This is a genomic window from Shewanella sp. 0m-6 (genome assembly GCF_052977325.1).
This window is the reverse complement of record NZ_JBRIMD010000011.1, coordinates 42,819-60,759: the sequence shown is the minus strand read 5'-3', so window position 1 is coordinate 60,759 and position 17,941 is coordinate 42,819. Positions and strand designations below refer to the sequence as shown.

The window sequence follows — 17,941 nt, the reverse complement described above, 5'->3', positions numbered from 1 at the left end:
GCAGGGATGAGCAATGCAGCAACAATTGTCAGGGCTGATTACTCTTGAACAAGCAGAGAGTCTAGTTGCACTTCTTAGTCAGGGAGAGCAGGAAAAAGCGGATGAATTGGTTAGAGAAATTTCTGCGCCCATTCAAAAAGATCTTTTTGATGAAGTCGGGCGCTTAACCCGTCAACTTCACAGTGCTATTTCTGACTTTCAATTTGATAGTCGTTTAATTGAATTAGCCAATACTGAGATCCCAGATGCAAAAGAGCGTTTGACTTATGTCATCGATATGACAGAGCAAGCGGCAAATAAAACCATGGATGCTGTGGAAGAGTGCTTACCTCTTGCAAGTGCATTAAGTGAAAATATTCAAGCTGTTAAGCCCGCTTGGGACAAGCTAATGCGTCGCGAGTTGCCGCTAAATGAATTTAAAACACTCTGCCACGATATCCAACAATTTGTAGAAAGAAGCGAGTCGGATGCAAGCCGAGTAAAAGAACTTCTTAATCAAATTTTATTGGCACAAGATTTTCAAGACTTAACCGGACAGATGATCCGTCGAGTGATTGAACTCGTTAGAGAAGTTGAGAATAGCTTAGTGTCGATGTTGACAGTATTTGGTGAGCAACCTGCAAACGCGGTTGACGACAAGCCAAAGCTAAATGTTGAAGCTGAAGGTCCTATTATGAATGCAGAGCACCGCCAGGACGTGGTGACAGGTCAAGATGAAGTTGACGATCTGCTTTCGAGTTTAGGTTTTTAAGGGAGTCAGAGAATGTCCTTTGATGTTGATGAAGAGATACTGCAGGACTTTTTGATCGAAGCTGGTGAAATATTAGAGCTTCTACAAGAGCAATTAGTTGCGTTAGAAAATAATCCTGATGATACCGATTTATTGAATGCTATTTTCCGCGGTTTTCATACGGTGAAAGGTGGCGCAGGGTTCCTAGGTTTAGCACCTATGGTCGATGTCTGCCACGAAGCAGAAAATACCTTCGATTTACTGCGCACAGGAAAACGTGAAGTCTCTGCTAATTTGATGGATGTCATTTTACAGGCTGTAGACTCAATCAACTCAATGTTTGCTGAAACTCAAGCAGGGCAAACTCAATCCCCAGCAGAACCAGCACTATTAGCTCAGCTTAAAACGTTAAGCGCGGGTGAATTGCTAGCATCTGAAATGGCCGAGACAGCGGCTCAAGCCTCAGCAGCCCTAGAACCTACTGTCACCGCTGTTGCAGACTCTATTTCTGTGGTTGAAGGTGTAGATTTCGTTGCACAAGCTCCAGGATCTGAAACGATTGCACAAGTGTCGGCAACAGACGGCAGTATCGATGATATTGATGATATCGAATTTGAAGCCTTGCTTGATGCACTCCATGGTTCGGGTAACGGTCCTGGTCAGTCAGCTGAATCTACTGCTGCACCATCCTTATCATCATCTGATGACATTTCTGATGATGAATTTGAATCTTTACTTGATGAGTTACATGGCTCTGGTCAGTTTAAAGTTCAGTCGGCAGCGCCTGCGGTTATTGAGACAAGCGGCTCTAATGTCGATTCAGATGAAATTACTGATGACGAATTTGAACGCTTACTTGATGAGCTGCATGGCTCTGGTACAGGTCCAGGTAAAGGGACCAATATTGCTGAAAATAGTGTTGTTAAAAATAGTGTTGCTGAAATTGGCCATGGCGCGTCACAGCAGCATAAAGCGAGTCAATCTGAGCCAGTTGTACAGGCAATAACGACCTCGCAGCAGGTATCAGCTGTTAAGCCAGAAGCTAGACAAGAGCTTAAGCAAGAGCCTAAACCTGCAGCTAAAGTCGCCCCAAAGCCAGCTGGCAATAATGCGCCCCAAGCGGAAACAACAGTACGAGTTGATACCTCAAGGCTTGATCAGATCATGAATATGGTCGGAGAGCTGGTATTAGTCCGTAATCGATTATTGAGCCTTGGCGTGGCACGTGAAGATGAAGAGATGTCAAAGGCCTTAGCTAACCTTGACCTGGTCACTGCCGATCTACAAGGCGCGGTGATGAAAACTCGCATGCAGCCGATTAAGAAAGTCTTTGGGCGTTTTCCTCGAGTGGTTCGTGACTTAGCTCGAAGCCTAAATAAAGAGATTGATCTTGTTATGATTGGTGAAGATACCGATCTGGATAAAAACCTTGTTGAAGCGTTAGCCGATCCCTTAGTCCATTTAGTCAGAAACTCGGTCGATCATGGTATTGAAATGCCTGATGCTCGTGAGGCGAATGGCAAGGCACGCACAGGTACAATTACATTATCTGCTAGCCAAGAAGGCGATCACATCCTGCTTAAAATTGAGGATGATGGTGCAGGTATGGATCCAGAAAAGCTCAAAGGCATTGCTATTAGCCGCGGCGTACTCGATGAAGATACCGCTGCACGCATGAGCGATGAAGAAGCTTATAACCTTATTTTTGCCCCAGGATTTTCAACTAAAGTTGAGATCTCTGATATTTCGGGTCGTGGCGTGGGAATGGACGTGGTTAAGACCCGTATTACCCAGCTGAACGGTTCGATTTATATTGGTTCACAACTGGGTAAAGGCACACGTCTTGAAATCAAGGTGCCATTGACGTTAGCGATTATGCCGACCCTGATGGTTGAAGTCGCCAAGCAAGTCTTTGCTTTACCTTTGTCGAGCGTGAATGAAATATTCCACTTAGATTTGACTAAGACCAATGTGGTTGACGGTCAGTTGACGGTGATTGTTCGTGATAAAGCTGTACCGCTGTTTTACCTTGAGCAATGGTTATCTCGCAAGGCATTGAGCTTTAGGCACGGTGACAAACAGCATGGCCATGTGGTTATTGTCCAACTAGGTACGATGCAAATTGGTTTTGTGGTTGATTCACTCATTGGCCAAGAAGAAGTGGTGATAAAGCCACTAGGCACATTGCTGCATGGTACGCCGGGCATGGCTGGTGCGACCATTACCTCTGATGGTGGTATAGCGCTGATCTTAGATGTACCGGGCCTACTAAAGCATTACGCACGTAACAGGAGCTAACACGGGTTAGCATAGGGAATAACAGGCATTGCCTTGTTATTCCCTTTTTTACATACAGCATTGAGCGAGCCAGTGGTGCGGTATAGGGATTTAAATGGGCATTAAAGTTTTAGTCGTTGATGATTCGAGTTTTTTCAGACGACGTGTTAGCGAAATAGTGAGTCAAGACTCTGAGCTTGAGGTGGTGGGTACCGCGTGTAATGGTGCTGAGGCCGTGAAGATGGCTGCAGAGTTGAATCCGAATGTGATCACCATGGACATCGAAATGCCTGTTATGGATGGGATCACTGCGGTAAAGCAGATCATGGCGAGCAAGCCAATTCCTATCTTAATGTTTTCATCACTGACCCATGATGGCGCTAAAGCCACATTGGAAGCATTAGACGCGGGTGCTTTAGACTTTTTACCAAAACGCTTTGAAGATATCGCCAGTAATAAAGATGACGCGATAGCGCTATTGCAGCAACGAATTCGTGCGTTAGGTCGTCGACGTCTATTTAGGCCGATTGCTCGTCCATTGTCTGGCAATGACAGAGTTCAGCCTAGCGGTGTTAGTGCTACTAGTAGTATTAGTAATGAGAGAGCCGCGGATAGGATCCGTAGTTCATCGAGCCTTTCTCGCTCAGCCGTTACAGCTACAACCGCTGCAAGCACACTTGAAAGGCCCGCCAGTCGAGCAAGTGTTATCACTCGTGGTAGTGGCAAAAAATATAAAGCATTACTTATCGGTACCTCTACAGGGGGGCCAGTTGCACTGCAAAAGGTGTTAACTCAATTACCTGCGAATTATCCGCACCCCATTTTGCTTATTCAGCATATGCCAGCGGCTTTTACGCCAACGTTCGCAACCAGACTTAATAGCTTGTGTAAGATTGAAGTTAAAGAAGCTGAAAGTGGCGATCAGCTAAAGCCTGGCTGCGCATACTTAGCGCCTGGCGGCATGCAAATGATGCTAGAGCGCGGTGGGGCTTACGGCAGAATTAAGGTGATAGCGGGTAAAGCCGATATGAATTATAAGCCTTGTGTCGATATTACCTTCGCATCAGCGTCTAAAGTAATTGGCGGCGATGTGCTTGCTGTTGTCTTAACCGGTATGGGGGCAGATGGTCGCGAAGGGGCCAGAATGCTTAAAGGTATTGGCGCTACAGTGTGGGCTCAGGATGAGGCTAGCTGTGTGGTTTATGGTATGCCGCAAGCAGTAACTGCGGCAGGCATCGCCACTAAGTCTATTGCGTTAGAGCATATGGCTGAATCGATTATTAAAGAGACCATTAATGGCTAAAGCGGCTTTGAGGCAACGTGCCGAAAGAAAAAGTGCCGTAAGAAAAAGCATCATAGCGCAGCGGGGCGAAGTGAATACGCTGTCATTGCTATTGATGTTTTTGCTAAGTATTGCCTCTTTTACGTTTGGTTCACTCTACTTTGAATCTCAGCATAAAAACAAACTGTTAACCAATGAAGTACAGAAGCTGCAAAGCAGCCAAATCTTATTGATGGTCCCCGATGAACAGGCTGAAGTGATGGCTAACTGGATGGCTGAAAATCCACATTTTGTACAGTCTTTTGTCGATAAGGCACTGCAAGGTGAGTCAACGGTTTTACCCATAGGGCCAGGAGTTACGCAAGCAACACAAGTTAAGCAACTTACGCAAGCAACAAGAGTTAAGCCAGAGACACCAGCTCAGCCAACAAGTCATCTTGATGAGACTCGTTCAGTAAATAAGACGTTAAAACATAAAGCAGAGACAAGTGATAAGCCGCTTGCAATACAGCAAGACGTTAACAGGGCGCTAAACACTGAGCTTGTTAAGCATAACGATATGAGTCGTCAGGCGAGCGCTGTGACAGTGTTAGAAAGCGATGATGGAGTGAAACTCATTAGTTTGCCCCATGGCGGAATTAGAGTAACAACCAGAGAGCCAGAAGATTAAGTGGTGTGAGCTTTGACAAGGGCAATCATTCATTTGATTACAGCACAATCTTCATTGAGCGATAGAGTGCAAAAGTTGAGCGAAGTAATAACGTTGAGCCATAGCACTGATCACTAACACTGAGCACTAGCATTAAGCACTAACACTGAGCACTAGCATTAAGCACTAACATTAAGCACTAACACTGAGCAGTACAGCTGATTAACAAGCGCTAAAACAAAATCTTATAACCGGGGATTATCCTTTGAAAATCTGGACCATAGCAAACCAAAAAGGTGGGGTGGGGAAAACAACAACTGTTGCCAGTCTAGCGGGTGCGTTTGTGAAACGTGGTCTGAAGGTGTTGATGGTTGATACCGATCCCCATGCATCCCTTGGGTACTATCTTGGTATTGATAGTGAGCAATTACCCTGTTCTTTATACGATCTGTTTTTAGCGAATAAGCGCTTAACGAGTGATGTCGTACAGGCTCATATTGTACCGACCAATGTCGTGGGATTAGATTTAATGCCCTCAACGATGGCGTTAGCGACGATAGACCGGAGTTTAGGTCATCAAGAAGGCATGGGGCTCATTTTAACCAAGGCCTTAAAGTTAATCGAAGATAGGTACGATGTAGTATTGATAGATTGCCCGCCAGTTCTGGGGGTGTTAATGGTTAATGCGTTAGCCGCAAGTGAGCATATTATTGTGCCGGTGCAAACTGAGTTCTTAGCACTTAAAGGTCTAGACCGTATGGTGAAAACCATGTTGTTAATGGGGCGATCAAAAAAAATCCAATACAGCTACACCATAGTGCCAACCATGTATGACAAACGCACTCGCGCGGCCTCAGCGGCATTGTTACAACTTAATGAAGATTATAACCAAGAGTTATGGCAGGACGTGATCCCTGTTGATACCAAATTTAGAGATGCCAGTTTGAGCCATTTACCTGCTTCCCATTACGCCCCTAATAGCCGTGGCGTAAAAGCGTACGATAGATTACTCGATTATTTACTTGCGAAGGGCTTATCACATGTCAAAATCAGTTGATGATGCAGTATGTGATTATTTCTCGTTGCTGCTTAATGAGCCGCAAACAAAGTGCGCAGTAGCGAGTAGCGTAACAGAAGGCGATTACGCACAAAGCAAAACCCTAGAATGCACAAAATTAGCAAGCCGAGAGGCAGATGAGCGCCTAAGTCGACAAGCATTAGAGCAATTGTTCGCTCGCTCACCTCAAGAAAGTGCCAACAAGGTTGAGCCGCAATACTCGACAGCGACGTTAGCCAGTGCTGACACTCTTACCGATATTTCGCCTGCTGCCGGCATAGCTTCAATTAGCCATGATTCAACTTTTAGTCATCATACAAAAATTGAACCTGAGTCTGAATTGCTCGCTGACTCAGCAGTTATCAGCGATAGCGCCCAGCAGCAGGATCTAACGCCTCAAACTACAGAGCAATCAATCAATGAGCCTTTAGTGTCTACTCAAACACTATTGGAGCAGCTAGATGAAGAGTTTCAGGTGTTATTTTTTAAAGTAGCGGGTTTGACGCTAGCAGTACCTTTAGTGAGTTTAGGGGGCATTGTGAGTGTTGATAAGATCACTCGTCTCATGGGACGGCCGTCTTGGTATATGGGAGTGCAACAGCATCGAGAAGCACAACTTAATGTTGTCGATACTTGCGCTTGGGTGATGCCTGAAAAATATGATGAGCAATTAAGCGAGAATGTGACCTATCAATATGTTGTTCTACTAGAAAATAGCGATTGGGGCCTTGCGTGTGAGTCATTAGTTGACACAATATCGATTAAAAAATCTGACATTAATTGGCGTAGCCAAGCAGGTAAACGGCCATGGCTTGCTGGTGTGGTAAAAGAGCGCATGTGCGGCATTTTAAATGTTGAGGCCTTGGTACAGATGTTGGGTTCAGGCTTAGGCTGTCAAGACTGGGTAGTCAAGACAGCATAACCATATAAAGTTCGGATGATTTTTATTTACTCATCGCCCCACAGTATTAACGACTTAGAGTTGCGCAGGGGTGCTAAGGTAAAGCTGTTCAGGTAAAGTTGCTCAGATAAAGATGCCACACTATTGATGCCAGTGTATCTATGACCTAGTAAAGATGCTTGGGTAAAGAAGCCAAGATACAGAAGGCAAGGTAAAGAATAGTGCTGAGCAGTCGATACAGGGCAATAGGGAAAGATTGTTGGCAGTCTTGCATTAGACTGCGATGCTTGCACCATAGTAAAAATGAGCACCTATTTTAGATAATAGATTTATTAATGGGAATTCAATGGCTATATGCGGCATAGAAACAAGTAACTATCTATTTTAGTTATCAATATTATGCGTACTAGCACATTATTAGCATTTAACAGTGGTTAGCCAATCGGTTTGGTTGGTATAAATATTAAAGAATAGATTAGACAAATAGCTGCAGAGCTATAGATTGAGGCGATTATGACAAGTTCAAACAGTGTAGCCGTAGCAGCGGGAACCGAAGATGCAGTGTTACAGTGGGTAACATTCAAGCTCGATAATGAAACCTATGGTATCAATGTAATGCAGGTACAAGAAGTATTGCGTTATACCGAGATAGCGCCTGTACCTGGTGCGCCTCACTATGTATTAGGTATTATTAACTTACGTGGCAATGTTGTCACCGTTATCGATACCCGTTCGCGTTTTGGTTTAGCGTCAGCTGACGTAAATGATTCAACGCGTATCGTTATTATTGAGGCTGAAAAGCAGGTCATCGGTATTTTAGTCGATAGCGTTGCTGAGGTTGTTTACCTGCGCCGCTCTGAGATTGATAACGCACCGAATGTAGGAACTGAAGAGAGCGCCAAGTTTATTCAAGGCGTGAGTAACCGCGAGAGTGAATTATTGATTTTGGTTGATCTAGATAAGTTACTATCTGATGAAGAGTGGATGGAACTAACGCAGATTTAAAGTCGGGGCGAGAACGGACTTCGTCCTGCTAGGGCGTTCGCAGGCTCACTTCAAGGACGCTTCGCTGCTAGGTCCTAGGAAATGCAAAAGCAAATGCAAAAGCTTGTATCGATTAAGTGTAAAGTTTCTTTTGCCAAACCTAGAACCTTCTTTTAAAGTAGGTCGGCATTTATGCCGTCGTTTCTATAGATGGCATCAGTATTTGATGGGCTAAATCCGAACCTACAAAACATAACTTGCTGAGTCTAGAAGTGACTCAGTCTGTTCGTTTTAATTTTTTGATGTTCCTAGGACCTAGCTCCTTCATAGCTTTAATCTAGAAGGAGCAACGCGACGCCTTTCTTCGTGTTTCCGTAAGCGAAGCGTTCCGTAGTGACATTCAGTTAATACAAATAGTCACGTGCCGTAAGACCGCAGGCCGTTCGTCTTAGCCTTACTATTTATTGATTTTCCTAGAACCTGATTTTCCTAGGACCTAAGTCCTTCTTCGCTTTAACCTAGAAGGAGCAAGGCGACGCCCTCGAAGTGACGCAATCACGCTCTAGCAGCGTCCTTCTTAGATATTTAAAAAATGAGTTATTAATGATTTTTGAAGAAATTTTAATCGCAGCAGCGTTACTATTCATCGTTGTCTGCCTTGCGTTGGTGTTTTATTTACAAAAACAGACTGGCGAGCTACGAGCAAAAGTTGATGCGTTAACTTTGTTAGTAAAAGAAGGCGATAAGCAAAGAGAAGCCGTTAAGCGCGAACTACAAGAGCTTAGAAGTGGCACCATTGGTGTTGGGCGTCGAATGCTAGAGCTTGAGAAAAAGCTAACACAACAAGATGAAAAACTGGAAGAGAGTAGCCAACAAGATCCGCAAGCTAGACTATATTCTCGTGCAATGAAGATGGTTGCCCTAGGCGCAGGCGTTGCAGAATTGATTGAAGAGTGTGAGCTACCAAAAGCCGAAGCCGAACTGTTGATCCGACTGCATGGAAAGTAGCAGGACGTTCGCAAGCTTACTTCTAGGGCGGACTTCGTCCTGCTAGGGCGTTTGCAGGCTCACTCATAGAACGCTGCGCTGACGGTACAAGCGAAGAAGAATCTAGGGCGCTGCGCTTCTAGGTGCTAGAGCTGACTTCGTCCTGCTATACAATCAAAGGCTGAGACGAACGCTGGGCTTACGGATAACGGAACGTTCGCAGGCTCACTCACAGAACGCTGCGATGACGGTTTAAGCTAAGACTATACAGGCTGAGATGAAACCTCCTGGGGCTGTGAGAGCCAAGATGAGAGCACATAAAATAATTTTTTGTAGGTTGGGCTTCAGCCCATCAATCTGGGAGGCAAACACAAAATTTGTCGGGATAAATCCCGACCTACATTTAAAAGGGTTAGTACAGGCTAAGATGCTACAGACTAAGACGGTACAGGCTGAGTCTTCTGACTTATTTATCTCCTTCACTTTTTCGGCTTTGTATTCCAATTACCGCAGTGTTTTTTTTGTTTTCCGTAAGCGAAGCGTTCCATAGTGACATCCAATCAAATCAAACAGTCATGTGCCGCAGGCCGTTCATCTTTGTTTTTTTCGTCCTTCTTTGCTTTCCATCTTAGCTTTCACCTAGGACCTTTCTTTGCCTTTCCTCGGACCTCGGACCTTCTTTAAACCTCTTCCATTATCTTATGATGTAAATTGTCCCATTTTTCTGGAAACTTGCCGTCTAGCACATATACAAACGCAATTAGCTCTGCGATAAGTAAGTAAAGCTCGGCTGGGATCTCATCACCAACCTCTAATCGCTGTAAGAAATCACACAGATGTTCATCTTGATGAATATGAACCCCTGCTTGTTGGGCTATGGCGATAATTTCTTCTGCGAGTTTATCTTCACCTTTTGCAGTGACTTTTGGCGCACTACCCGCCTGGTAATTTAGCGCTACAGCTTTTGTTGGTTTGTTAGAATCTTTCATTGTAGTGTTCAACTAGTATTTCCCTGGTCATAGGTTCACTGAAGGCTAAATCTTGCATTGTGAGTTTATACATGAACTTTCACTAAGTAATGCTCGCCTGGCAAAATGCTGGCAGGTACATTTTCTTGTTTAGTCGTTACTGAAACTTGACTAAAGCCGACAGCTTCGATTTTGTGCGTAAGTGCTGGTGTTAGCAGTTTTATTTTAGCTATCAGGGTGTCACTACTGCTGCAGAAGTTTAGCTTAAGGGATCCGTTTATTGGCTTTTCATGATTTCTATTTGCTTGTGCTGCTTGTGCACTAATTAATAATGGGCCACTGGCTAAGTTAAACTTTAATTGTAGTTTCCACGTGCAGCTGTGTTTATTAGCACTATCTTTATCTGGAACGTTTTGCTTAGTACTGTTTTCTTTTTGCACATGCACTTCTAATTGCTCTTGATAATGATTGATAGAGTAGGGCAGAGCAAAATAGTAATGAGTGGCCACTTCAGTTTTAGTTGATGCCTGCTGATAAAGACTTAAATTATTAAAAATGTTTGCCAGCGACTCGTTAACCAGTGCTGCCTCGAGTAATTTCATTATTGCCTCAGGGAGCGCTAGGTAACTTTGTAGCTTTGCTAGCTTTTGCATGAGTTCGGGGGAAATACTTTGCGAAGAGGCTCTTGCTAATAGTAATTGAAGCAGTAAACCCATAGTGCTGAAGTGACTCGAAAGTGACGTATTAAGCCATTCGTTGGGAGAGACTGAGGGGCTAAAGAGTTGAGCTGTGATTAGCTTTAGCCGTTGAGGCTGACTCAACTCGGTTAACGTTTCAGGCATCATCATAGGGAGCGACTTGAGAAGCACGCTGGCAAGACTTTGTTTTGTATTAAGTGTGGCAGCGGCCAATTTTGGGAGCCCACCGGCTTTTATCAGTGCACCAGCTAAGAAGCCTTCACGAGTGGTTGCATTTGAGATTTGAGTAGAAGCTTGAGCTGTTTTGTCTGTTATTTCAGTTTTGTTTAAGCCCGTTACATCGCTATCAGCAAGCTTCACTTCGATGCTTTCTAATGCTTTGAATAATTTTCTATATTGAAAGTTCATATCGGCTTTTTGAGCTGATTTTGAGTCCGGTTTTTCTACTATTGGCTGACTTGCTATTTCGTTCTGTTTTTCGTCTGATGCCTGCTCAGGGATCAGGTTAACTTCAGTTTGTAACTTAATCGGGACTAACTGCAGGAACAACTGATCATTGGTACTTTTAATCGATGCCACATAGTGCCCACAACTGAGAGAGCCAAGGCTTGCTAACTCGATCCTTGGACCTTTATCAAATATTAGCTCACTGTCATGTATTTCTGCGTTCGGTAGTTGATAGCCATCTTTACGTTTAGCTAATAGTTGTAATTTTTTTTCTTGGCCATTGGCATTGCTAATTATGGTTAGCAGAGCTTGCGGTAAAGGGAGTCTAAGTGTCTGGCCTAAGGCTAAAAGTATGCTCTGTTTTATAGTGCCGTTGATTTGCACTATATTTAACATGAAGTTTGAATATTGGTTAAGGCGCGGTAATTGGGTCTCTTGCGTAGGTTTTAGGCTAAAGCTCTTACCTGCAAGCATAACGCTCAGCCCACTTTGATGACTTGTTCCTGGTTGAGGACCTAATCCTGGTTGAGGAGTCTGCAGCGACACCGGCACCAAAGAGCTAACAGGCTTTGCCGTTGACAAACCTTTGCCTTGTTGATGATTTGCAGCTGTAAAGAGTTCCGTTACCGTATTCAAAGTATGCTCTTGTTAAGTGTTACAAGGGTTTAAGCGACTGCTTAGATATGTTTGTACACAAATTTATGTTTGATCTTATAGGCTTACTCAGTATTCTTATCCACCTTTAATGTAAAAATAAAGATTTTCGACTACTTTTATAAATTTTTGGAACCATAAACGGTCTTGTTACGTATATCGACACTAAGGCTACAGCACTTTAGCTTGAATTTTGCTTTAACAGATGTACGATGCAAAGTGACATAGATTGATACTGTTTTTATTGAATTAAAACAGATTGCTAGCGATAGTTAGTCGAAAACTTAATATGAATTTTTATCTCATGTATTAAGGCGTAAGTCGAAATGCGTGAAAGTAATGACGAGTACATGGACTCCTTTTCAAAGAGACAATTATGAAGTTTAAATGGATTGTGCTTTCTCTGGCGATATTTGGAATGCCTTCAATTGAAGCTGCAGAAAATGCCACTGATCCCACTATGGATAGTGACCAGCAAATAACGGTAACCTATAACGACCCAAGAGATCCCATAGAGGGCTTTAACAGGGCGATGTGGGACTTTAACTATCTGTTTATGGATAGATATTTTTATCGCCCCGTCGCACATGGCTACAATGACTATGTCCCGCGACCGCTGAAAAGTGGCATTAATAATTTCGTACTTAACCTTGAAGAGCCATCGAGTCTGATAAATAACACATTACAAGGTAAGTGGGGCTGGGCTGCAAATGCTGGTGGACGTTTTACGGTTAACACCACATTAGGGCTACTCGGGACAATTGATGTAGCCGACATGATGGGCATGCCACGTAAACAAGACGACTTCAGTGAAGTGCTTGGTTATTACGGTGTGCCAAATGGTCCTTATTTCATGGCACCATTTTTCGGTCCATATGTTACTCGTGAAATCGCCTCAGATTGGGTTGATGATCTATACTTTCCTCTGTCTGAGCTAACGTTTTGGCAATCAGTACTAAAATGGGGTCTTAAAAACTTGCATACCCGAGCATCTGCAATCGATCAGGAACGATTGGTTGATAACGCTCTAGATCCATATACCTTTGTTAAAGATGCTTATTTTCAGCATTTGGATTATAAGGTATATGACGGCGATGTACCTCAAAGTGACGATGATGACGAGTTGCTTGACGAATATATGCAAGAACTAGAATAACATTGGTAGAGTGGGGAATAACAACTAAAAGCTCTACTTAACACGCAAACGAAAAGTGTTGTTTGCGTTGTTGTCAATTAAGGGCAGTTTATGGCGCTAAAAGAGCTTACGATACTTTTTGTTGAAGACGATCCAGTTTTTCGTAAACTGGTCACATCTTATCTAGATAGCCGCGGTGCAGAAGTAATAGAAGCAGATAATGGTGAGCAAGGACTCACTCGCTTTAAAGAACAGCAGTTTGATATTGTCATTGCAGACTTAAGTATGCCCAAACTCGGTGGTTTAGATATGCTTAAAGCGATGAATAAACATAGGCCTGGCACTCCTTCGATCATCATATCGGGTAATCAAGCAATGTCTGATGTTATTGACGCATTAAGACATGGTGCCAGTGACTACCTCGTTAAACCTGTCTCTGATTTATATCTAATCGAAAATTCCATTCGCGAATGTCTGAATAACTCATTTGAAGAGTCATTGAATTTTGATGAGCAAGAATCCTTATCCTATCTTGAATTAAATGAAAATTTGGCGTTATTGGAGCAAAGTAGCGAAGCCGCTAAAAGCGTGCAACAACAGCTTTTCCCGCCGAGTCGGGTTGAGTATAGCGATGTTGTGATTGACTATAGCTTGTTTAATACCAACGAGGTGAGTGCCCACTTTATCGATACCGCCATGATAGATGAAAACCATGTCATGATGTATATGGCCCACTTTCATCCTCATGACAACCGAGCAGCGTTTGCTTCAGTGCTACTAAAGAGCTTTGTAAATCATAAACTCAAGTTGTATAGCAACGGTATGTCACCTGTCATCACCGAACCTTTTAATATGCTGGTCTATCTTAACGATCGTATGGCTAAGTCTCGACTTGGCATTGTGGTTGATATGGCTTATGTCGTGGTCGAACTCACTCAATATCGAGCCGCTATTGCGACAGCGGGAAGTGAATTTAGGTGTTATCTAAAAAACAGTGAGGGGTTGTCACCGATAGCGCTTGCAGATTCTCTACAGCTTGGCATGACAAATTGGAGCAAGCCTAGTGTTCAGTTTAGAACCCTGCTGTTTGGAGAGCAATTATGTATCTCTACTCAAGTAAGCAAACACAAGCAACAACTGTTAGATAATCAGTTCTATGGATTGATCCATGACCCAAGCACCCAGCCCGGCGGATATATTCAATTGTCATTAAAATAGGGGCGATCGCAGAAAAGAGCGCAAGCGGAGAAGCGGAACGGTTTACAGCCTACGGTGTACGGAACGTTCGCAGGCTCACTTACGGAACGCTGCACTGACGGTTTTAAGCTAAGAAGATCGGCCTTTGGCCTGCTAGTACAGCCTACGGCTGGCTAGAGCGTTGCTTTGCTCCTGCTAGATTACATACAATCTGAAAGCTGAGACGTAAAACGGATTACAGTGTCCTTTGTGTGCATGGTTTTGGTTTTTAACTAGTGATTTAAAGGCTTTTTTACCACGAAGCGCACCGAGCCCCAATAACATTCGTGTTTAACGGCCAGTTCGCTATCCCTAGCTCTCGCTTATTAGCACATGGCTTCGCCGTGGTGAATAGCTTTTGGCTTTTGATTGTAGCGTGAAGTACTTTTCTCTGTGGTGCATAGCTTTGATTATTGATTACAGCATGAAGAGCATTCTCACCACGAAGCGCTGCGCTTTCACGGAGGGCACGGAGAAGTGCAAAAGAGCAAAATATCTGTTGATTGACTTGCTGTTTTTGATCTTGCGGTTGCTTTTCTTCGTGTCGCGGAGCGCTCCGAGCCCTCCGTGGTGAATAGCTTTTGGCTTTTGATTGTAGCGTGAAGCGCATTTCTCTGTGGTGAAAAGCCAAAAGTACATTACAGGCCGTGTTTGTAGCTTGTCTGGCCTTCCACGCCTCTGCTTAAACCAGCTTTAAATCTTAAAAACAAAAATGCCAGAAGAGTAATCTTCTGGCATTTTTCTGTTTCATGCTTTTCCGGCTTTAGTCTCAGCTTCGACCGTCTTAGCCTAAACCGGATCTCTTATCTTCTAATCGCTTCATGCTCTGCAGTAACAGCAATCTCTTCTTCTAGAGCTTGCTCTTCAGTATGCGGGCCATCCTCAGCACCGTGCATCCAGTCAACTAGCTTATCAGCCATGAAGTACAGGATAATACCTGAAATTGCAGAGGTAATTGCGATGCCAGCAAAGATAGCCATAGCATTTGCAAGCTGCTCTTCTTTTTCGCCAGCATGTCCAATAAATGAACCTACCACGCCGCCAACCTTGTTAGCGATAGCAATGAACAAGAACCATGCACCCATCATTAATGAGGCGATACGCAGTGGAGCAAGTTTAGTCACCATAGATAGGCCGATTGGAGATAGACATAACTCACCCATAGTATGGAAGAAGTATGCACCTACTAACCACCACATGCTTGACTTAGCGTTAGCGTCGCCGCCCATCTCTAATACAGCACCGATCATAAATAGGAAACCAATACCGAGTAGCACAAGACCTAATGCAAATTTAACCGGTGAGTTTGGCTCGTTTTTACCTAAGCGGATCCAGATAGAGGCGATTACTGGCGCAAAAATAACAATGAACATGGCGTTAAGAGATTGGAACCATGTAGTTGGAACTTCCCAACCGCCAATCATGCGATCGGTAAAGTCATTTGTGAACAGGTTCATCAAACCACCGGCTTGCTCAAAACCAGCCCAGAAGATGATAGTGAATAAACCCATAACCATGATCACTTTAATGCGATCGCGCTCAATCTTAGTCAATGGCTCTTTACGTACATCACCTGCAGCTTCGGCTCTTTCTTTCTCAAGCTTAGCCGCTGGCTTGCGACCAATGTCACCAAGTAATCTTTGTGCAAATACGAATTGAATGATCAGTGACAGCACCATACCAACACCGGCGCACAAGAAGCCCATCTGGAAGTTACCATCGTAAGCAGCAACAACCGAGCCTACAATAATACCTGAAAGGAATGCACCTACGTTGATACCCATATAGAAGATGGTGAATGCACCGTCACGGCGATGATCGCCTTCTTCATACAGGTCGCCAACCATAGTTGAAATGTTTGGCTTAAACAGACCGTTACCCAAGATTAACGTACCAAGACCAAAATAAAAGGCCAAGGTTTCAGAACCAGGGATCCAGTTGTGTGGCAGCGCCAAGATAAATTGACCAGCGGCCATTAAGGCACCACCAATCATGATAGATCTACGTTGGCCCAGGTAATTATCGGCTAACCAACCACCTATCAGAGGGGTCAAATATACAAGACCGGTGAACGTACCATAAAGCGAAATAGCCTCGCCCTGTGTCCAACCAAGACCGTGTCCGCCTTCAGATTGTACTTTATCAACTAGATACAACACCAAAATGGCGCGCATTGCGTAATAACTGAATCGTTCCCATAGTTCTGTTGTAAACAACAGGAACAGTCCCTTAGGATGCCCGAGCATCGTCCCCTGAGGTTTTGCTACGCTCATGTATTCTTCCACCTTCGCTTGTGATTGCCTGCAACTCAAATATCGCTACAGAAATTTGTTTTACTTAAATTATTACAGCTTCTAATTAACGTAATTAGCCAAGAGGTGTTAAGTCTGTGGTGTTTTTGTTAATCAAAAGGCTGTTTTATTGTTGGCTTGTATTCTAGTTTTTGTCATTTGGCGCTGAAAATAGCGTCAAATGCGATAAAGCCTACCTTATATACCCTTTATGGACGGCTAAAGTCAATTTTGAAAACGTAACTGCCGACTTAATAACCACTAGAGTACGATTGACTGAATCAGTGGCTTAATCAGTGATCAAACAGACATTAGAAATGAGGCTTAGGCTTTACTTTGATTCGTCTCGGCTTTCAATTTAGCTTACAAATTTGCTAGTATCCATGCGGCGAATAGGGCGTCACTGATTGTAAAGTGCGCTCGTTAGATTACATGAGAGAACGAAATGAAGGCTTGGTATCTACTATATTGCAAATCTCGGGGCGAAGCTCGAGCTCAGCAAAACTTGGCGCTTCAGCAAATTGAAACTTATTTGCCTAGTTACCCAGAAGAAAAGATACAAAAAGGGCAAACAAGTATACGACGCGTATCGCTATTTCCCAGTTATCTATTTATCAACTTTGACCCGCAAGTTACCAGCGTGGCCAAAATTCATAACACACGTGGCGTGATAAGAATCGTTGGTTGTAAAGAACTAATGACACCGATAGATGACAGCATTATTCATGTAATCAAAATGCGCGAACATAAGCTGCTATCAAGAATATCCCCGCAAGAAGATGAAGCCATAACGCTGCCAAAGATAGCGGTAGGGGATAAAGTCCGTTTTACTCAAGGTCCATTTACTGAGTTAGAAGGGATTTTCGATGAATCAAATGGTGAGAAGCGCTGCTTCGTACTGTTTGATTTAATGGGTAAACAGCAACGAGTAGCCGTTGAAAGAGATTCGATAAAACCGATTAAATAAATTACCTAGCTCGTTTAAGCTTAATAAATCAAAAGTAGGTATTTTACTATTAAATTTGTAGGATATTTGCCATAGCGAAAATCGCGACGCTAGATTTTTTATGCGCTTTTATGGCGGTAACTATAGGTGTTAGTTTTAGCGGTTAGCTTTAAGTGTTAGCTTTAAGTGTTAGTTTTAGGTGTTGATAGTGGGAATAACAAGATTGAATACTTAGTTCAGTTTAGTTATTAGCTCAGTTATTAGCTCAGTGTATTAAGAGTATGGCCTAGGTAGACTGTAGTCTAGCCATAGATAAAATGTAGTGGCTGAGCGAGGGCTATACCGTTGAGTCTTTAACGGGTAAGCGGCTAATTTAGTGCATTAGCATTAACTGAGTTCAGAACTAAGTGATTAAACCATTAAGCGCAAAAAATAACTAAAACCTAACGACAGAGTTTACAAGTGCATAAAGATTCAGCAACTAACGCAAGTGATTGCTTAGAGTTACTGCTCAAGTAAGCTCGTTAGTGTATAATTCTGCGCTTCTCAAATTTTTACCTTTGTAATGTATTGGTGAAAAAAGCTGTAACTTTGATGAGCAGTCTCTATGGCATGAGGGTGACTCGTCTTTTTACGAGTAACTGGTTATGAGTAACCGATTAACTAATGAATTAGTAACTAATTAGTCACTGGCTAGTG

At 43.3% G+C, this 17,941-nt stretch carries 15 protein-coding genes; 11 read left to right on the top strand and 4 right to left on the bottom strand.

Annotated features, from left to right (window positions below):
• Positions 1 to 13: 13 nt before the first annotated feature.
• The 6 genes from ACVBJC_RS10475 to ACVBJC_RS10450 all read left to right on the top strand — a co-directional run bounded on the left by ACVBJC_RS10475 (position 14) and on the right by ACVBJC_RS10450 (position 6,917).
• A complete protein-coding gene (locus ACVBJC_RS10475) occupies positions 14 to 751 on the top strand; it encodes a protein phosphatase CheZ (RefSeq protein WP_447161396.1) in 738 nt (245 codons plus the stop codon).
• Between the two features lie 12 nt (positions 752 to 763).
• A complete protein-coding gene (locus tag ACVBJC_RS10470) occupies positions 764 to 3,028 on the top strand; it encodes a chemotaxis protein CheA (RefSeq protein ID WP_447161395.1) in 2,265 nt (754 codons plus the stop codon).
• 94 nt (positions 3,029 to 3,122) lie between these two features.
• Positions 3,123 to 4,310, top strand: a complete 1,188-nt coding sequence (locus ACVBJC_RS10465; RefSeq protein ID WP_447161394.1) for a protein-glutamate methylesterase/protein-glutamine glutaminase — start codon at positions 3,123 to 3,125, stop codon at positions 4,308 to 4,310.
• Complete coding sequence (locus ACVBJC_RS10460; RefSeq protein WP_447161393.1) at positions 4,303 to 4,959, top strand: hypothetical protein; 657 nt, start codon at positions 4,303 to 4,305, stop codon at positions 4,957 to 4,959. The genes ACVBJC_RS10465 and ACVBJC_RS10460 overlap by 8 nt, the downstream gene beginning before the upstream one ends.
• Positions 4,960 to 5,203: 244 nt before the next feature.
• Entirely contained in the window at positions 5,204 to 5,995 is a 792-nt protein-coding gene (locus ACVBJC_RS10455; protein WP_447161392.1) for a ParA family protein, read from the top strand.
• On the top strand, positions 5,979 to 6,917 hold the full coding sequence (locus ACVBJC_RS10450) for a chemotaxis protein CheW (RefSeq protein WP_447161391.1): 939 nt from the start codon (positions 5,979 to 5,981) through the stop codon (positions 6,915 to 6,917). Before ACVBJC_RS10455 ends, ACVBJC_RS10450 begins: the two co-directional genes overlap by 17 nt.
• A gap of 26 nt (positions 6,918 to 6,943) precedes the next feature.
• Here the strand turns inward: ACVBJC_RS10450 and ACVBJC_RS10445 are convergent, their stop codons facing one another.
• Positions 6,944 to 7,192 (bottom strand): hypothetical protein, encoded by a 249-nt coding sequence (locus ACVBJC_RS10445; RefSeq protein ID WP_447161390.1) that lies wholly within the window; start codon positions 7,190 to 7,192, stop codon positions 6,944 to 6,946.
• A 217-nt stretch (positions 7,193 to 7,409) separates the two neighbouring features.
• Here ACVBJC_RS10445 and ACVBJC_RS10440 point away from each other — a divergent pair, with 217 nt between their 5' ends.
• The gene (locus tag ACVBJC_RS10440; RefSeq protein WP_447161389.1) at positions 7,410 to 7,901 is read left to right on the top strand and encodes a chemotaxis protein CheW; all 492 of its coding nucleotides are present in this window, start codon (positions 7,410 to 7,412) and stop codon (positions 7,899 to 7,901) included.
• Positions 7,902 to 8,483: 582 nt separating this feature from the next.
• Entirely contained in the window at positions 8,484 to 8,888 is a 405-nt protein-coding gene (locus ACVBJC_RS10435) for a DUF2802 domain-containing protein (protein ID WP_447161388.1), read from the top strand.
• A 659-nt stretch (positions 8,889 to 9,547) separates the two neighbouring features.
• On the opposite strand, the gene ACVBJC_RS10430 is transcribed toward ACVBJC_RS10435, so the two are convergent.
• Both ACVBJC_RS10430 and ACVBJC_RS10425 read right to left on the bottom strand, forming a co-directional pair.
• Complete coding sequence (locus tag ACVBJC_RS10430; protein ID WP_447161463.1) at positions 9,548 to 9,856, bottom strand: EscU/YscU/HrcU family type III secretion system export apparatus switch protein; 309 nt, start codon at positions 9,854 to 9,856, stop codon at positions 9,548 to 9,550.
• A gap of 65 nt (positions 9,857 to 9,921) precedes the next feature.
• A complete protein-coding gene (locus tag ACVBJC_RS10425; RefSeq protein WP_447161387.1) occupies positions 9,922 to 11,616 on the bottom strand; it encodes a hypothetical protein in 1,695 nt (564 codons plus the stop codon).
• Positions 11,617 to 12,010: 394 nt separating this feature from the next.
• Here ACVBJC_RS10425 and ACVBJC_RS10420 point away from each other — a divergent pair, with 394 nt between their 5' ends.
• Together ACVBJC_RS10420 and ACVBJC_RS10415 are read left to right on the top strand one after the other, a co-directional pair.
• On the top strand, positions 12,011 to 12,790 hold the full coding sequence (locus ACVBJC_RS10420) for an MlaA family lipoprotein (RefSeq protein ID WP_447161386.1): 780 nt from the start codon (positions 12,011 to 12,013) through the stop codon (positions 12,788 to 12,790).
• 90 nt (positions 12,791 to 12,880) lie between these two features.
• Positions 12,881 to 13,987: a response regulator gene (locus ACVBJC_RS10415; protein WP_447161385.1), complete on the top strand. Its 1,107-nt coding sequence runs from the start codon at positions 12,881 to 12,883 to the stop codon at positions 13,985 to 13,987.
• Between the two features lie 821 nt (positions 13,988 to 14,808).
• Here the strand turns inward: ACVBJC_RS10415 and ACVBJC_RS10410 are convergent.
• Positions 14,809 to 16,278 carry a peptide MFS transporter gene (locus tag ACVBJC_RS10410; RefSeq protein ID WP_447161384.1) on the bottom strand — a complete coding sequence of 490 codons (1,470 nt, stop codon included), beginning with the start codon at positions 16,276 to 16,278 and terminating at the stop codon, positions 14,809 to 14,811.
• Between the two features lie 463 nt (positions 16,279 to 16,741).
• Between ACVBJC_RS10410 and rfaH the strand changes: the two genes are divergently transcribed.
• Positions 16,742 to 17,263 carry a transcription/translation regulatory transformer protein RfaH gene (gene rfaH / locus ACVBJC_RS10405; RefSeq protein WP_447161383.1) on the top strand — a complete coding sequence of 174 codons (522 nt, stop codon included), beginning with the start codon at positions 16,742 to 16,744 and terminating at the stop codon, positions 17,261 to 17,263.
• The last annotated feature ends 678 nt before the right edge of the window (positions 17,264 to 17,941 follow it).

Excerpts from the sequence above, each read along its gene's own strand:
- ACVBJC_RS10475 (WP_447161396.1), top strand. The coding sequence starts at position 14 with ATGCAGCAACAATTGTCAGGGCTGATTACTCTTGAACAAGCAGAGAGT.
- ACVBJC_RS10470 (WP_447161395.1), top strand. The coding sequence starts at position 764 with ATGTCCTTTGATGTTGATGAAGAGATACTGCAGGACTTTTTGATCGAA.
- ACVBJC_RS10465 (WP_447161394.1), top strand. The coding sequence starts at position 3,123 with ATGGGCATTAAAGTTTTAGTCGTTGATGATTCGAGTTTTTTCAGACGA.
- ACVBJC_RS10460 (WP_447161393.1), top strand. The coding sequence starts at position 4,303 with ATGGCTAAAGCGGCTTTGAGGCAACGTGCCGAAAGAAAAAGTGCCGTA.
- ACVBJC_RS10450 (WP_447161391.1), top strand. The coding sequence starts at position 5,979 with ATGTCAAAATCAGTTGATGATGCAGTATGTGATTATTTCTCGTTGCTG.
- ACVBJC_RS10445 (WP_447161390.1), bottom strand. The coding sequence starts at position 7,192 with ATGGTGCAAGCATCGCAGTCTAATGCAAGACTGCCAACAATCTTTCCC.
- ACVBJC_RS10440 (WP_447161389.1), top strand. The coding sequence starts at position 7,410 with ATGACAAGTTCAAACAGTGTAGCCGTAGCAGCGGGAACCGAAGATGCA.
- ACVBJC_RS10435 (WP_447161388.1), top strand. The coding sequence starts at position 8,484 with ATGATTTTTGAAGAAATTTTAATCGCAGCAGCGTTACTATTCATCGTT.
- ACVBJC_RS10430 (WP_447161463.1), bottom strand. The coding sequence starts at position 9,856 with ATGAAAGATTCTAACAAACCAACAAAAGCTGTAGCGCTAAATTACCAG.
- ACVBJC_RS10420 (WP_447161386.1), top strand. The coding sequence starts at position 12,011 with ATGAAGTTTAAATGGATTGTGCTTTCTCTGGCGATATTTGGAATGCCT.
- ACVBJC_RS10415 (WP_447161385.1), top strand. The coding sequence starts at position 12,881 with ATGGCGCTAAAAGAGCTTACGATACTTTTTGTTGAAGACGATCCAGTT.
- ACVBJC_RS10410 (WP_447161384.1), bottom strand. The coding sequence starts at position 16,278 with ATGAGCGTAGCAAAACCTCAGGGGACGATGCTCGGGCATCCTAAGGGA.
- rfaH (WP_447161383.1), top strand. The coding sequence starts at position 16,742 with ATGAAGGCTTGGTATCTACTATATTGCAAATCTCGGGGCGAAGCTCGA.